Below are 15,209 nucleotides of genomic sequence, written 5' to 3'. Positions count from 1 at the left end.
CCTGTCGTGACAAACGCCCAGCACACCCACTACATATAGCGAAGTCTCGCGCCCCATATCGGTGGGAGAAAATTGCACGTCTGCCCATATGTGCCCGCAAGCGCCGGAATCTGATGTGCGGAGGGTCTATAAGCCGGATTCTGTCCAGGAGGGCTTGAGGCCTTCCCTGAATGATCATTCCTCTGGGCACACGTTTACACGTGGCCTCAAGCAGCCAACCCGAATCGTCGGGGCGAAAGCAGCCCCGGACCCGAAGGCCCACGCGATTCCTATTCGGCCTTGCTCCCGGCGGGGCTTGCCATGCCCGGTCTGTTACCAGCCCGGCGGTGGGCTCTTACCCCACCGTTTCACCCTTCCCCGGCCGCAACCGGGGGGTCTGTTCTCTGTGGCGCTGTCCCTCGGGTTACCCCGGCCGGGCGTTACCCGGCGCCGTGTCTTTCTGGAGTCCGGACTTTCCTCGACGTTGCCGCCGCGATCATCCAACCCTCCGCACGGCATCCTGATAGCGCCGCGCGCGCCACGACGCAAACCACTTTGCGGTGGCAAACTGGACGGTCCGCCCGTTTGTGCGTTTCGCCATGATGCCTCCGGCGGGGATATTTGGTGAAAGTGAACAGGTCAGGCGGATTCGGCCAGCAGGGCCGCGTTGCCACCTGCGGCGGTGGTGTCGATGCAGACATGGCGTTCCATCACGCTCCGCTCCGCCACCTGGGCGCTGCCGACCAGCGGTACGATCGGGCCGGAGCGTTGTGCCAGGGCCTTGCGCAGCGCGCGTCGCGGCTCCGTTGTCACGTCGGAGGCTACGACGGCGATGTTTCGCAATTGGGTCAACGCCTCGACCGGCAGAACGCCGTCGATCCCTTCACCGGCCGTCGCGCCGGGTGCGACGATGACAGCGCGGCAACCGGACTTTGTCGCCTCGGCCATCTGTGCCCGCGCCGTTTCGATGCTGGGGCCAAGGCACAGAACGACACCACGGCCCAGCGTGGACAGCCGGTTCGATTCGCCCGTCGGGCCGGGCAGATCAATCTGCTTCAGTTCGGCCTTCGGTCCGACGGCCTGGTCGAGCGCGCGCTGAACATCATCGAGGGGGGCAACCCTGCCCGCCCCCTGCGGTTCACGTGCCTTCGCGGTGGCGGTAAAGCGTGGCAGGTAGTGAGGTCCGCCCGCTTTGGGGCCCGTGCCCGACAACCCCTCCCCCCCGAACGGCTGCGATCCGACGATCGCGCCGATCTGGTTTCGATTGATGTAGATGTTGCCGACCTCCAGCCGGGCGCAGACCTGCTCCACCCTGTCGTCGATGCGGCTGTGCATCCCGAAGGTCAGGCCGTAGCCTCTGGCGTTGATCGCATCCACGACCTTGTCCAGATCGCGCGCATGGAAGGTGGCGACATGCAGAACGGGACCGAAGATTTCCTCCTCCAGCGCCTCGATTCCCGACACCTCTATCAGGGCGGCGCTGGTAAAGGTGCCGGATGCCGGCTTCGACAAACGCTTGCGCAGGCGGCCCTCGGCCTCGGCCCGGGCCACATGCGCCTCGATCTTCTGACGTGCGGCGTTGTCGATCACGGGGCCGATATCGGTGGACAGGTTCCACGGATCGCCCGTGACCTGTTCGTCCATCGTGCCTTCGAGCATCCTCCGGAACGCCGGGGCCACATCCTGTTGCACATAGAGCACCCGCAGCGCGGAGCATCGCTGCCCTGCCGACTGAAACGAGGACATCACGATATCGCGCACCGCCTGTTCAGGCAGAGCGGTCGAGTCCACGATCATGGCGTTCAGGCCGCCTGTCTCGGCTATCAGTGGGGCGTCGGGCGCCATGCCTTCAGCCATTGCGCGGTTGATCCGCATCGCCGTAGCGGTTGAGCCCGTGAAGCAGACGCCGCCGATACGCGCATCGGAGCTGAGGGCAGCCCCCACCACAGACCCCGCGCCCGGCAGGAATTGCAGCACCGCGCGGGGCACACCGGCCTGATGCAGCAGTCGCACCGCCAGCGCCCCGATCAGTGGGCTCTGCTCCGCCGGTTTGGCCAGCACACCGTTGCCGACAGCCAGCGCGGCGGAGATCTGACCGCAAAAGATTGCCAAAGGGAAGTTCCATGGGGAAATGCAGGCGAAGATACCCGCAGGTGCCAACCCCTCACCCGCTTGCCCGGCATAATATCGCAGGAAATCCACAGCCTCCCGCAGTTCCGCGACACCGTCGATCAGGGTCTTGCCCGCTTCACGGGTCAGCAGGGCGAAGATCTCTCCGAATGCGTCCTCCATCAGGTCGGCGGCGCGCCGCAGGACAGCTGAGCGCTCGGCCACGGGGGCGTTCCAGATCGTCGCATGTGCGATTGCCGTCTGCACATCCGCGAAGCTGGCATCGCGCACCGTGCCGACAATATCGTCGGGCCGCGCCGGGTTCACCCGCTCGACCGCCTCGGTCGGCGCGGTGGCCACAGCAAGCATCGGCGCGGCTTGCCACCTGTGGCTTGCAAAGGGCGTGCGGGCCGCCTCGATTTCGTCGAGCGTCGTGAGGTCGCGCAGATCGAAGCCCCGCGAATTCGCCCGGCCCGGAAAGATATCCGCCGGGTCCGTCACCGATGGCTGGGTCCGCGCGGCCTGCCATGCCGCGAAGGGATCTGCGGCGACCACGGCGGGGGGAACGTCCGCGTCGACGATCTGGTTCACAAAGGACGAGTTCGCGCCGTTTTCCAACAGGCGCCGCACCAGATAGGCCAGCAGATCGCGATGCGCCCCGACCGGTGCGTAGATACGGCACCGCGCGCCCGGCTGACGCAGCACGATGTCATAGAGCGCAGCCCCCATGCCGTGCAGGCGCTGAAACTCGAACGTCTGATCCGGCTGCGCCATTTCCAGCACGGCGGCGACCGTATGGGCGTTATGGGTCGCGAATTGCGGATAGATCCGGTCGGTCAGGCCCAGCAGTTTTTGCGCCACGCAGATGTAGCTGACATCGGTGGCGGGTTTGCGGGTGTAGACCGGAAATCCGGGACGTCCCTCGACCTGTGCGCGCTTGACCTCCGTGTCCCAATAGGCGCCCTTGACCAGACGGACCATGATCTTGCGGTCCAGATTTTCTGCCAGCGCATACAGCCAGTCGATCACCGGGGCTGCCCGCTTGCCATAGGCCTGGACCACGACGCCAAAGCCATCCCACCCGGCCAGTTCGGGATCCGACAGCACCGCCTGGATCACGTCGAGCGAGATGTCGAGGCGGTCGGCTTCCTCGGCGTCGATGTTCAGACCCATGCCTGCTGCGCGGGCCTGTCGCGCCAGATCGGTGGTGCGCGCGACCAGTTCGGTCATCACCCGCTGCCGCTGCGCCACCTCGTAGCGGGGATGCAGCGCGGACAGCTTGATCGAGATGCCGGGATTGTCGCGGATGTCGTCGGCGGTGCAATAGGGGGCCAGCTTCGTGATGGCATCGCGATAGGCTTGCATGAAATTGTCGGCGTCGCGGGCGGTCAGGGCCGCCTCTCCCAGCATGTCGTAGGAATAGGTGTAGCCTTCGGACTGGCGCTGTTTGCCACGCTTCACCGCCTCCTCAATGGTGCGGCCCAGTACGAATTGATGGCCCAGTTCCTTCATCGCGCGGCCGACGGCGGTGCGGATCACCGGCTCACCCAACCGTTTGACCGCACCGTGCAGCGTTGCGGCAACGCCCTTGCGGCGATCCTCCTTCAGCACCTTGCCCGTCAGCATCAGCGCCCAGGTGGATGCATTGACCAGTGAGGAGGACGATTTCCCCAGATGTTCCCCCCACGAGGACGGCGCGATCTTATCCTCGATCAAGGCGTCTATAGTCTCAGGATCAGGCACACGCAGCAGCGCCTCGGCCAGACACATCAGGGCCACGCCTTCGTCCGTCGAAAGGCCGTATTCCGCGAGGAACACCTCCATCACTCCGGGTTTCGCGTCAGTGCGGATCGCCTCGACCAGCGCGGTGGCGCGCGTCACGATTCGGGCCCGCATGTTGTCGTCCAAGGGCTGTTCGCGCATCAGAGCGTCCAGCGCCGCTTCATCAGGGGCGACATGCAAGGTACGGATCGTGGCGCGCAAGGCGTCCAGACGGGGCGTGCTCTCAACGTTCATTGAGGAAAATCCTTGATCAGGTTACACTTGCAGTCTACCCCCCTTCGGAAAGTTTTTTCGCCTGCGTTTGCAGTTTATGAAAGCAAATCGCCTGAGATTTCGGCCCATTTGCGGGAAAGTTGAGGTTATATCCATGAATGACGGTCAACTGGATGTTTTCGACCGGAAGATTCTGACGATCCTGTCGCAGGACGGGCGGATCGCGGTCACGGACCTCGCCCGGCATGTGGGCCTGTCCAAGAGCCCCTGTCAGGTGCGGATGAAACGCTTGCAGGCCGATGGATATATCCAGGGATTTCGCGCCCAGCTCGACCCAGGCAAGATGGGGTTGGAGCATGTCGCCTTCGTCGAGGTTCGCCTGACGGACACGACCGAAACCGCGCTGAAGGCCTTCGCCGCCGCCGTTCTGAAAGTCCCCGAGATCGAGCAGTGCCACATGATCGCGGGCGCGTTCGACTATCTGTTGAAGGTGCGCACGCGCGACATCATAGGGTATCGGCAAGTGTTGGGGGAGAAAGTCTCCGCTCTGCCCTTCGTTGCCAGCACCTCCACCCATGTTTCGATGGAATCGATCAAGGACGATGGGTTCTGAGGGATACCCGCCGGTCTTGCCCCTGTCAGCTTGCGCAAAACGTCGCAATGCGGGGTGGCGCGGAAACTGCCCCTTGACCCTCCAGTCACTGGAAGCCTTATGTGACAGGGCGAAGGAGTTCCCCATGCCCAACATTACGCTGCAAATCCAGAACATGACCTGCGGTGGCTGTGTCGGCCGGGTCGAGGCCGCATTGGCGAAAATGCCATCCGTGCAGGATGCGCACGTCAACCTTGCGACGAAAACCGCCAGCATCACCACGACGGATATTGCCGGCACGACCGAAGGTCTGGCCGCTGCCGGCTATCCCGCGCAGGAGACCACGACGGAGCTGACCATCAACGGAATGCATTGCGGATCCTGTGTGGGGCGTATCGAGCAGGCGCTGATGGCATCGCCCTATGTCGTCGGGGCGAAGGTCAACCTCGCGGCGGAAACGGCGCAGGTGCGCCATGTCGGTGAGGTCGATCTGATCGGCATCGTGCGCGACGCCGGATATACAGCCGAAATTGCGACGGACGACCTGCATACCGAGGAGAAGGCGGACGAGACGGCGCAGATCCTGCGTCAGGTCATCATCGCCGCGATTCTGGCGATGCCGGTTTTCATCCTGGAGATGGGCGGGCACCTGATCCCCGCATTTCACATGGCGATCGAGCGCAGCATCGGCCTTCAGACCAGTTGGATCATCCAGTTCGTGCTGACCACCGCCGTGCTGGCCGGGCCGGGGCGGGTCTTCGCCCGGTTGGGATGGCCCGCCTTGCTGCGGGGCGCGCCGGACATGAACTCGCTCGTGGCACTGGGCACGACTGCGGCGTGGCTCTATTCGACCGTGGCCACCTTCGCGCCCGGATTGCTGCCGGAAAACAGCCGCGCGGTCTATTTCGAGGCCGCCGCCGTCATCGTCGTGCTGATCCTGCTGGGCCGCTGGATGGAGGCGCGCGCCAAGGGCCGTGCCGGGGCCGCGATCTCCGCCCTTGCCGGATTGCAGCCGCGCACCGCGCGGGTCGAGGTGGACGGAAAGGTCGAGGAACGCGACATCGCCCGCATCGTTACCGGCGATCTGGTGCATGTCAGACCGGGGGAGCGCATCGCCGTCGATGGCATCGTCACCAGCGGCAACTCGCATGTGGATGAAAGCATGATCACCGGCGAACCGATGCCCGTGGACAAGAGCGACGGGGATGCCGTGACCGGCGGCACGGTCAACGGCAATGGCGCATTGGTGGTTCGGGCACAGGCGGTCGGGCGCGATACGGTTCTGGCCGGGATCATGCGCATGGTCTCCGACGCGCAGGCCGCGCGCCTGCCGATCGAGGCGCTGGTGAACCGGATCACCCTGTGGTTCGTGCCGGTGGTGATGGGCATCGCGGCCTTGACCGTCGTGGTCTGGTTGCTCTTCGGCCCCTCGCTGGCCCATGCGCTGGTGGCCGGGGTTGCGGTCCTGATCATCGCCTGCCCGTGCGCCATGGGCCTGGCGACGCCGGTCTCGATCATGGTGGGCACAGGCCGCGCGGCCGAACTGGGCGTTCTGTTTCGCCAGGGCGACGCGCTGCAAACCCTGCGAGAGGTCGAGGTGGTGGCCTTCGACAAGACCGGCACCCTGACACAGGGCCGCCCGGAACTGACGGATTGCGAGACTGCGGATGGCTGGACCCGTGAGGAGGTCCTGGGACTGGTCGCCAGTGTCGAGGCCGGGTCGGAGCATCCCCTGGCCCGCGCGATCCTGCGCGCAGCCGATCCCGTGGCTAAGGCGGAGGCATTTCAGGCGCTGACCGGGCTGGGCGCGCAGGCCACCGTTGCGGGCAGGACCGTTATGGTCGGCGCGGATCGCCTTATGGCGCAGCAGGGCATCGCGCTGGGTTGGGCCGAGGCAAAGGGCGCCGAGATCGCGCAGGCCGGGCGCACACCGCTCTATGCCGCCGTGGACGGGGTTCTGGTCGCCGCGCTCGGCATCGCGGACCCGGTCAAGGAAACCGCCCGCGCCACGGTCGAGGGTCTGCGAAAAGATGGTCTGCGGGTCGCCCTGCTGACCGGCGACAATCCCGTCACCGGACAGGCCGTCGCCGCGCAGCTGGGCATAGAGGAGGTTCACGCCGGTCTGATGCCGGATGACAAGGTGGCGGTGTTGCGCGACATGAACGCCCGCGTGGCCTTCGTCGGCGACGGCATCAACGACGCCCCCGCCCTCGCCGTGGCGGATGTGGGCATCGCACTGGGTTCCGGCACCGATATCGCGATGGAAAGCGCGGATGTCGTCCTGATGTCCGGCGATCCGCGCGGGGTGCGGGATGCGCTGCATCTGAGCGAACGGACCTTGCGCAACATCCGCCAGAACCTTGGCTGGGCCTTCGGCTACAACGCCCTGCTGATCCCGGTGGCGGCGGGTGTGTTTTATCCGCTGGCGGGCGTATTGCTGTCACCAGCTCTGGCGGCGGGTGCGATGGCGCTGTCCAGTGTGTTCGTCGTGACAAACGCGTTGCGCCTGCGGCGTGTGGGAGGGGTGCGATGAACATCGGACAAGCCGCCGAGGCGACAGGACTGCCTGCCAAGACCTTGCGCTATTACGAGGAAATCGGGCTGGTCAAACCCGCACGCGATCAAAACGGATACCGTCGGTTCGCCACGGTGGACTTGCACAACCTGGCCTTCGTGGCGCGGGCACGGGCGCTGGGATTCACGATCGAGCAGTGCCGCACCCTGCTGGCACTGTGGCAGAACAAGAGCAGGGCGAGCGCAGACGTGCGCGCCCTCGCCCTGGAGCATCTGGAACACATCGAGGAAAAGATCGCGGATTTGACGGCAATGCGCGACACCCTCTCCGTTCTGGTGACGGAATGCGCGGGGGACGACAGGTCCGACTGCCCGATTCTGACCGATCTGGCACAGCCGGACCGCCGGGGCCCGGACGCTGCATCGCAGGCGTCACCACCCCGGCCGCCCCGCGTCAAAGCTTGAACTCCCCGTCCGACAACGCAGGTGAAATTGCCGGGCACGTCACGTAATCGGGGGCACGCCCTCTCGACAAGCGCGGCCTGAGCGCATAGTGCACCTGCTTTGGTATCGTTTTGCCTGTCCAAGCTGCTCTCTGGGGTGCGGCGTCCGGGTGAAAGCGTGAGGGGCTGACGCCCCGCCTTCATCCCGACCTCTGCGTCGATAAAATTGAGAGAATGCTCGTGAAACAAGCTCTTGCCGATGCGCTGGAACAGCGCGGCTATACAGATTTGACCCCCGTTCAGGAGGCCGTGACCAAACCCGAGCTGGAGGGCGCGGATCTGCTCGTCTCCGCCCAGACCGGATCGGGAAAGACGGTGGGCTTCGCGCTCGCCCTTGCCCCGACCCTACTGGGCGAGGCTGAAACCTTCGATCAGGCGCAGGCCCCGCTGGCCCTGATCATCGCCCCGACCCGCGAGCTGGCCTTGCAGGTCAAGCGTGAGTTGGCCTGGGTGTACGAGAAGGCCAACGTGGTTATGGCGTCCTGCGTCGGCGGCATGGACATGCGCGATGAGCGTCGCGCCCTGTCGCGTGGTGCGCATATCGTCGTCGCCACGCCGGGACGTCTGCGCGACCACATCCAGCGCGGCTCCATTGATCTGAGCGCGGCGCGTGCCGTGGTGATGGATGAGGCAGACGAGATGCTCGACCTCGGCTTCCGCGACGATCTGGAGTTCATTCTGGAGCACGCCCCCGAGGATCGCCGCACGCTGATGTTCTCCGCCACCGTGCCCAAGGCGATCGGTGAGCTGGCCAAGCGCTATCAGAAGGACGCGGTGCGCGTCACCACGCTGGCCGAACGTTCGCAGCACGCCGACATCACCTATCACGCGATGAGCGTGGGTCAGCGCGATGCGGAAAACGCCGTCATCAACGTGCTGCGCTATTACGAGGCGCCCAGCGCCATCGTCTTTGCCAACACCCGCGTCGTGGTGAACCGCCTGACGACGCGCCTGTCCAATCGTGGTTTTTCCGTCGTATCCCTGTCGGGTGAGTTGTCGCAGAATGAGCGCAGCCATGCCTTGCAGGCGATGCGTGACGGGCGGGCAAAGGTCTGTGTGGCGACGGACGTGGCCGCACGCGGCATCGACCTGCCCAATCTGGAACTGGTCGTGCACGCCGAACTGCCCTCGAACCATGAGACGTTGCTGCACAGGTCGGGCCGGACGGGTCGCGCCGGGCGCAAGGGCACCAGCGCCCTGATCGTCACCCCCAAGGATCGCCGCAAGGCCGAGCGTATCCTGAAATTCGCCCGCCTGAACGCCCAGTGGGGTGAGGCCCCCTCCGCCGAGGCCGTGATCGCCAAGGATGAGGAGCGGATGCTGGGCTCCGACGCATGGCGCGAACCGATCCAGGAAAACGAGGCGGAGATGGTCGCGACCCTGACCTCCAGCTACGATCCCGATCAGATCGCGGCCGCCTATCTGCGCCTGTACCGCGAACGGCAGTCCGCGCCCGAGGAACTGAGCGCGGCGGGCATCGACGCGCCACGTCAACCGCGTGAGGCCTTCGGCCCCAGCACCTGGTTCGCCATTGCGGGCGGTCGTGCCGCCGGGGCCGAGCCGCGCCGCCTGTTGCCGATGCTGTGCAAGGCGGGCGATCTGACCAAGAACGATATCGGTGCGATCCGCATCCAGCAGGACCAGTCCTATGTCGAGGTGCGCCAATCCAGCGTTTCGAAATTCATGAACGCTCTGGGATCCGGCATGACGGTCGAGGGCGGGACCAAGGTCTCGAAGCTGGACGGCGCCCCGGATCTGGGCGCCCGCCCGCAACGTGCGCCGCGTCCCCCCCGCCCGAAATACGACCCTGACGCCCCCCGGACGGAAAGTGCCCCCCGTGCGGAGCGTGCCCCCCGCGAGGAACCGCAGGTCGCCGTGGATGCCAAGCCGACCGACTGGAACGACGCCCCCGCCCCGCGCCAGCGCAAGCCGAAACCCGAGGAACGCCGCCGGGCCGAGGCCGCGCGTGGCAGCAAGCCCGCAAAGCCGAGCGGCACCCCGGTCGGAAAACCTAACTCCAAGAAAAACAAGGCCCGCGCTGCCGCTGCCGCCGCCGAGGGCAAGCCCCCCGGCCGCCCCGGAGCAAAATTCCGCGCAGGCGGTCCCGGCTTCAAGAAGCGCGACAAGCGCTGAATCGTGACGCCGCCCCCTCACTTCTGTGCAGGGGCGGCTTGCTCAAACTGTCAAAGCGGCAATTCCGCGATCAGCACCGCAAAGGACGCGCCGTGCATGTCGCGATCCGCACGCGTACCCTGAATGGCCGGGCGCGGCGCGCTGAACTTGACGACGTTCAGATTTGCCAGATCGAAACGTTTCAGAACCCCGGGATCGACCTGCAAGGCTGCCGCCACATCCGCACTGTCCAACCCCTGACTGATCCGGGCAAAGGCATCGGGCGTGCCGCAGAACACATCCACAGTCAGCCAGAACGGGCCGGCATTCTTCGACCGGACCTTGTGAGCGATGTCCCCGACCGTGCTCATGCGCCCACCTCGATGACGTCCAGATGGAAGGCTTCCATCGGATCGTCCAGCGACAGTATGTGGTTCAGGCAGAACTCATGTATCGCGCCGCGCGGCATTTCGGGCGGTGAGAACGGAAAGGCGAAGGTCGGCATTTCCTCATCCTCGCTCAGCGGGTGGTGCAACAGGTAGGGGTTCAGCATCTTGGCGACTTCCATCGACAGTGCCTCGGTTCCGGCGGTGACGATGCCCATCACTCCGACCTCCGTCCCGGATTTTGCCGCAGTGTCGAGCGGACCGAGCGTGGAATCCAGGCCGATAATGCGCAGCTCAATGCCGAAATCGCCTTCTACGCGGGCCTTCGCCTTTGCTGTGCACTTGACCACGATGTCGTCGCACCAACTGCGGATATTCGCGACATATCGGGGATCGCGGATCAGCGCGATACTGACCGTCTGGAACCCACTGCGACACGCGCCCTCCAGCTTCACGGTATAGGGACCGGGAACCCAGGCGCTGCCCTCGACCCGGACGGATCGGTCGTCACACGCGGTATAGACGGCATCGCTGACGTCGAGATATCCGCCCGGCTCAAACAGTCGGATCGGATCGCTGTTCTCATACAGCATGTGGGCGGACACGGTGTGCGGCGTGGCGCGCACCCCTTCGCCCATCGGCTGCATGGTAAAGCCGGTTTCGTCGAAATCTATCAGGATCGTGCCGGAATTGGGATGGGTGGTCGCCAGCGCGCCACACTCCCCGATCTTGGCCCCGTGCCACGCGCCACCGGGATGGCAGCCCCGTTGCAAGGGCAATGCCGCGATGATCGCCGTGTCCGTCGTGCGCCCCGCAATGACGATATCCGCGCCGGTCTGCAAAGCGGCGGCGATCTGCTCCGCCCCCGCCAGTGCGACGATATTGGTGCAGGCATCCAGCACATCCGCGTCGAGAGCGGAAGCGGGCGGCAGGGGCGCGATGCGTCCCGCCTTCAGCGCCGATTTGAGAATTTCCGCATCCTGACCGCTCTTGAGCACGGCGATCTTCAGCTTGCTGTCTGTTTCGGCAGCGATCTCCCGCGTTATATCGACCAGCCAGTCCACCGCGTCGTCCGCACCGCAGGTTCCGGCGGTTCCGATCACCAGCGGCGCCCCGGCCTCGGCACGTGCGGCCATCAATTCGCGCCACTCCGCCTTTGTGGAATTGCGCGAATATTTCGACGTGCCCGTGCCCAGATAATGCGGACCGCTGTCAGTGGAGCCGCCGTCGATCGCGATGATGTCGGGCCGCATCGCAATCCCACGTGCGAGGGCCGCCCGGTCATAGCCCAGACCCAGCGCGCCGGATGGTATGAGAACACGCACCATCAGTCCGTCACCGCCTGCGGTTTGCGCAGCACGCCGCGCAGGAACATCGGCGCGATGAACCCCGCGATTGCCGCGACCCACAACCCGATCGAGATCGGGCTGGAGAACAGATACGTCATGTCGCCGTCGGACAGGACCATCGCCCGGCGCAGCGCATTTTCCATGTTTCCGCCCAGCAGGATGCCCAGGATCACCGGAACCGTCGGGATATCAAGCTTGCGCAGGATATATCCCAGCCCCCCGAACCCGATCATCAGCAGCAGGTCGAAATAGCTGCCGGACAGCGAGTATATTCCGACGAACGAGATCATCGTCACCCCCGGCAGCAGCACCCAGGCCGGGACCATCAGGATCTTCACGAAGATCTTCACCATCGGCACGTTCATCAGCAACAGCACGAAATTGGCGATCAGCAAGGAGGCGATGAGGCCCCAGACGACCTCCGGCCGGTCCGTGAACAGGGTCGGGCCGGGTGTGATGTTCAGCGTCATCAGCAGCGCCAGAAGCACCGCAGTCGTGCCCGACCCCGGAACGCCCAGCGTCAGCATCGGCACCAGCGCCCCGCCTGCGGCGGCGTTGTTGCCTGCCTCGGGGGCGGCGACGCCCTTGGCCACGCCGGTTCCGAACCCGCCCTTGGGTCCGGCGATGGATTTCTCGACCATGTAGGTCAGGAACGATCCCAGCGATGCGCCCGCCCCCGGCAGGATACCCGCGATGAAGCCCACACCCGAGGATCGCAGCATGGTCGGCGTCGTTTCACGAATGTCCTTCCACGGGATGCGGACCTTTTCCAGCTTCACCCCGATGGACGATCCCTTGCCGTGGCTCTCGATAAAAAAGAAGACCTCGGCAATGGCGAACAGACCCACGATGGCGACGAGGAAGTCGATCCCGTCCATCAGATGCAGATTGCCCCCCGTCAGGCGCGGCAGGCCCGAATTGTTGTCCACGCCGATCATCGCGATGCCCAGACCGATGCAGGAGGCCAGCGCAGCCTTGGCCTGATTGTTCGATGCCATACCCCCCAGCGTGCAGAACGCCAGCAGATACAGCGCGAAATATTCGGATGGCCCGAACAGATAGGCCACGCGGGCCAGCATCGGGGCCAGCAGCATCAGGCCGATGGTCGCCAGCAGCGCTCCGACGAAGGAGGCGACGCCCGACAGGACCAGCGCATCGCCCGCCCTGCCCGCCTTGGCCATGGGATAGCCGTCCAGCGTGGTCATCAGCGCAGGCTCGTCGCCCGGAATGTTGAGCAGGATCGAGCTGATCCGCCCCCCGTACATCGCGCCATAGTAGACCGCCGTCATCAGCACCAGCGCCTGCGTCGCGTCCAGGCCCAGCGTGAAGGTGATTGGAATCAGGATCGCCACACCGTTCGACGGGCCCAGCCCTGGCAGGGCACCAATGATCGTGCCCAGAAAACAGCCGATAACCGCCAGCATCAGCGTGTAAGGCGTCAGTGCGACCGAGAAGCCGAGCGCAAGGTTGGCAAGAATGTCCATGTCAGAACAATCCCTTCGGCAGCGGAATCAGGCCGAGACCCAGCGCATAGCGAAACAGGACGAACAGCCCGACCGACAGGGCGACACCGGTAACGGCGGCCGCAACGGGCCGGGGCGATAGCTGATAGCTCAACACGCCAGCCGCGATGGCGGTGGGCACGATGAAGCCGAGGGGTTTGAGCGTATAGGCATAGCCGACCAGAACCAGCACCGCGACGACCAGCGAAACCCATGTGCGACCTGTCGGCCATGCCGGATCGGGATCGGGGCGCACGATCATGGCCAGCGCGCTCAACGCCGCGACCGCACCCACCAGAATGGGGAAGGCTCTGGGACCGACGGGATCTGCCAGGAAACTGGTCTGGATCTGTGTGGCGCTCGCGATATAGGCGAGCGCCACGAAGAGTGCCACCAGACCGAAAATACGGTCTGAGGCCATTACTGGATCACTCCGATTTCCCGGCTGAGCGTGTTGATCTCAACCACCAGGCCATCGACATAGGACTGGAACTGATCGCCCACCATGGTGAACGGCGCCAGTCCGTTCGCGGCCATCGCCTCGACCCACTCATCCGAATCCGCCACTTGCTGAAGCTTGTCGGCCCAGCTTGCGAATTCCTCATCCGAGATACCGCGCGGCACGTACAGCCCGCGCCAGTTGACGGCGACGACATCGTAGCCCTGCTCACGCGCGGTCGGGATATCCTCGAAGCCGGGCACGCGTTCCTCGGTCAGGACGGCCAGCACGCGGATCTCGTCTGTTTGAAGGAAGCCGACGATTTCGGACATATCGCCGGTCATGGCCTGCGTGAAACCGCCGACCGTCTGGGTGATCGCATCCGCGCCACCGTCCACACCGATATATTTCACGGCGCGGATGTCGTCGAATCCGGCGCGCTGAAGGATCATCAGAGGCTTGAGATGGTCAAAGCCACCCACGGCAGACCCACCGGCAAACGCGACGGAGCCGGGATCGGCCTGAATTGCGGAAACCAGATCGTCCAGCGTCTGATACTCACTGTCGGCGGCGACGACGATCACACCCGGATCGGCACCGATGGCCCCGACGAAACGAACCTGATCGGCCGTGGCACCGGCATAGGCGTTTTGCGCCAGACGTGTCGTGGTGGCAGAGGATGCCGCGATGATGACATCGGCATCGTCGTTCCGCTCGTTCACCACGTGGCTATAGGCCAGACCACCGCCGGCCCCGGCCATGTTGGTGACCTGCACCGGCTGATCGACCGCGCCGATATCGAACATGATCTTGCCGATCTGACGGCATGTGAAATCCCAGCCGCCGCCGGGGTTTGCGGGTGCAATGCACTCCGCCGCCGTGGCGGCAACGGGGGCTGCGAATCCCAGAACGGCACTCGCAACGAACGCCTTGAACAGACGGTTTGTCATGTGATCCTCCCATTTGACTTGGCTTATAAGAATGCCAATGCTGGACTGAGACCCCTTCAACCTGACACCAACCTGTCACGCTGGCCAAAAAAGTGAACCATGCGATTCTTGCTGATCGAGGATAATGCAAAGCTGGCCAGCGCCATAGTCGAGCGGTTGCGCCTCGACGGTCATGCGGTGGATCATGCGGGAACGCTGGACGCGGCGCAGGCCTGCCTGGATGTGGCGCAATACGATCTGATGCTGCTCGACATCATGCTGCCCGACGGCGACGGGCGGGCTCTGCTGAAAAGCCAGCAGAACGTCAGCGACCGCTGCCCCGTGATCGTCATCACCGCGCGCTCCGCCGTGTCGGATCGGGTCAGCCTGCTGGACCTCGGCGCGGACGATTACATCACCAAGCCGTTCGATTTTTCCGAACTGGAGGCCCGGTGCCGCGCCGTGATGCGCCGTCAGGGCCGCGCGACCGACAACCGGATCAGCATTGGCGGCACGACCCTGGACTGCACCACCGCCGAACTGTCGTTCGACGGGCAGACCATCGCCCTGCGCAATCGTGAGCTGCGCTTGCTCGAAGTGTTCTTCAAGGCGCCGGGCCATGTGTTTTCAAAGTCCCACCTGCTCGACCGGATGTTCTCCCTCTCGGACGAGGCTTCGGAAAACGCGATCGAGGTTTATGTCGCGCGTCTTCGCAAGCGGCTGGACGGTTCCGACACCCGGATCGAGACGGTTCGCGGCCTCGGCTACCGGATGGTCCCTGTGTGAGGGCTCCAACCGTC

11 protein-coding genes and 1 other RNA gene are annotated in these 15,209 nt (G+C 64.9%); 5 read left to right on the top strand and 7 right to left on the bottom strand.

Features of this window, described 5'->3' with window-relative positions:
• Nucleotides 1-113: 113 nt before the first annotated feature.
• Together rnpB and putA are read right to left on the bottom strand one after the other, a co-directional pair.
• Nucleotides 114-491: RNase P RNA component class A (gene rnpB, locus H1S03_RS02995), an RNA gene on the bottom strand.
• A gap of 127 nt (nt 492-618) precedes the next feature.
• Entirely contained in the window at nt 619-4,104 is a 3,486-nt protein-coding gene (putA, locus tag H1S03_RS02990; protein ID WP_185803101.1) for a bifunctional proline dehydrogenase/L-glutamate gamma-semialdehyde dehydrogenase PutA, read from the bottom strand.
• 133 nt (nt 4,105-4,237) lie between these two features.
• Between putA and H1S03_RS02985 the strand changes: the two genes are divergently transcribed.
• The 4 genes from H1S03_RS02985 to H1S03_RS02970 all read left to right on the top strand — a co-directional run bounded on the left by H1S03_RS02985 (nt 4,238) and on the right by H1S03_RS02970 (nt 9,825).
• Complete coding sequence (locus H1S03_RS02985; protein WP_221892577.1) at nt 4,238-4,696, top strand: Lrp/AsnC family transcriptional regulator; 459 nt, start codon at nt 4,238-4,240, stop codon at nt 4,694-4,696.
• 124 nt (nt 4,697-4,820) lie between these two features.
• A complete protein-coding gene (locus H1S03_RS02980) occupies nt 4,821-7,208 on the top strand; it encodes a heavy metal translocating P-type ATPase (RefSeq protein ID WP_185803099.1) in 2,388 nt (795 codons plus the stop codon).
• A complete protein-coding gene (gene cueR, locus H1S03_RS02975; protein ID WP_185803098.1) occupies nt 7,205-7,654 on the top strand; it encodes a Cu(I)-responsive transcriptional regulator in 450 nt (149 codons plus the stop codon). Before H1S03_RS02980 ends, cueR begins: the two co-directional genes overlap by 4 nt.
• 212 nt (nt 7,655-7,866) lie before the next feature.
• A complete protein-coding gene (locus H1S03_RS02970; RefSeq protein WP_221892576.1) occupies nt 7,867-9,825 on the top strand; it encodes a DEAD/DEAH box helicase in 1,959 nt (652 codons plus the stop codon).
• Between the two features lie 50 nt (nt 9,826-9,875).
• Here H1S03_RS02970 and H1S03_RS02965 read toward each other — a convergent pair whose 3' ends face one another.
• Genes H1S03_RS02965 through H1S03_RS02945 form a run of 5 tightly spaced genes read right to left on the bottom strand, consistent with a single transcriptional unit; the run spans nt 9,876 to nt 14,430 of the window.
• Entirely contained in the window at nt 9,876-10,175 is a 300-nt protein-coding gene (locus tag H1S03_RS02965) for a DUF4387 family protein (protein ID WP_166192757.1), read from the bottom strand.
• On the bottom strand, nt 10,172-11,518 hold the full coding sequence (locus H1S03_RS02960) for an acyclic terpene utilization AtuA family protein (RefSeq protein WP_249777791.1): 1,347 nt from the start codon (nt 11,516-11,518) through the stop codon (nt 10,172-10,174). Before H1S03_RS02960 ends, H1S03_RS02965 begins: the two co-directional genes overlap by 4 nt.
• Nucleotides 11,518-13,023 carry a tripartite tricarboxylate transporter permease gene (locus H1S03_RS02955; protein WP_166192760.1) on the bottom strand — a complete coding sequence of 502 codons (1,506 nt, stop codon included), beginning with the start codon at nt 13,021-13,023 and terminating at the stop codon, nt 11,518-11,520. The genes H1S03_RS02960 and H1S03_RS02955 overlap by 1 nt, the downstream gene beginning before the upstream one ends.
• 1 nt (nt 13,024) lies before the next feature.
• Nucleotides 13,025-13,462 carry a tripartite tricarboxylate transporter TctB family protein gene (locus H1S03_RS02950; protein ID WP_185803097.1) on the bottom strand — a complete coding sequence of 146 codons (438 nt, stop codon included), beginning with the start codon at nt 13,460-13,462 and terminating at the stop codon, nt 13,025-13,027.
• On the bottom strand, nt 13,462-14,430 hold the full coding sequence (locus H1S03_RS02945; RefSeq protein ID WP_185803096.1) for a Bug family tripartite tricarboxylate transporter substrate binding protein: 969 nt from the start codon (nt 14,428-14,430) through the stop codon (nt 13,462-13,464). The genes H1S03_RS02950 and H1S03_RS02945 overlap by 1 nt, the downstream gene beginning before the upstream one ends.
• Before the next feature lie 99 nt (nt 14,431-14,529).
• Here H1S03_RS02945 and H1S03_RS02940 point away from each other — a divergent pair, with 99 nt between their 5' ends.
• The gene (locus tag H1S03_RS02940; protein WP_185803095.1) at nt 14,530-15,195 is read left to right on the top strand and encodes a response regulator transcription factor; all 666 of its coding nucleotides are present in this window, start codon (nt 14,530-14,532) and stop codon (nt 15,193-15,195) included.
• Nucleotides 15,196-15,209 lie beyond the last annotated feature (14 nt).

The organism is Pontivivens nitratireducens, assembly GCF_014235845.1.
Taxonomy (GTDB): Bacteria; Pseudomonadota; Alphaproteobacteria; order Rhodobacterales; family Rhodobacteraceae; genus Pontivivens; species Pontivivens nitratireducens.
This window is presented reverse-complemented; position numbering and strand designations above follow the sequence as displayed.

Excerpts from the sequence above, each read along its gene's own strand:
- H1S03_RS02955 (WP_166192760.1), bottom strand. The coding sequence starts at position 13,023 with ATGGACATTCTTGCCAACCTTGCGCTCGGCTTCTCGGTCGCACTGACG.
- H1S03_RS02945 (WP_185803096.1), bottom strand. The coding sequence starts at position 14,430 with ATGACAAACCGTCTGTTCAAGGCGTTCGTTGCGAGTGCCGTTCTGGGA.
- H1S03_RS02980 (WP_185803099.1), top strand. The coding sequence starts at position 4,821 with ATGCCCAACATTACGCTGCAAATCCAGAACATGACCTGCGGTGGCTGT.
- H1S03_RS02965 (WP_166192757.1), bottom strand. The coding sequence starts at position 10,175 with ATGAGCACGGTCGGGGACATCGCTCACAAGGTCCGGTCGAAGAATGCC.
- H1S03_RS02985 (WP_221892577.1), top strand. The coding sequence starts at position 4,238 with ATGAATGACGGTCAACTGGATGTTTTCGACCGGAAGATTCTGACGATC.
- cueR (WP_185803098.1), top strand. The coding sequence starts at position 7,205 with ATGAACATCGGACAAGCCGCCGAGGCGACAGGACTGCCTGCCAAGACC.
- putA (WP_185803101.1), bottom strand. The coding sequence starts at position 4,104 with ATGAACGTTGAGAGCACGCCCCGTCTGGACGCCTTGCGCGCCACGATC.
- H1S03_RS02940 (WP_185803095.1), top strand. The coding sequence starts at position 14,530 with ATGCGATTCTTGCTGATCGAGGATAATGCAAAGCTGGCCAGCGCCATA.
- H1S03_RS02950 (WP_185803097.1), bottom strand. The coding sequence starts at position 13,462 with ATGGCCTCAGACCGTATTTTCGGTCTGGTGGCACTCTTCGTGGCGCTC.
- H1S03_RS02970 (WP_221892576.1), top strand. The coding sequence starts at position 7,867 with ATGCTCGTGAAACAAGCTCTTGCCGATGCGCTGGAACAGCGCGGCTAT.
- H1S03_RS02960 (WP_249777791.1), bottom strand. The coding sequence starts at position 11,518 with ATGGTGCGTGTTCTCATACCATCCGGCGCGCTGGGTCTGGGCTATGAC.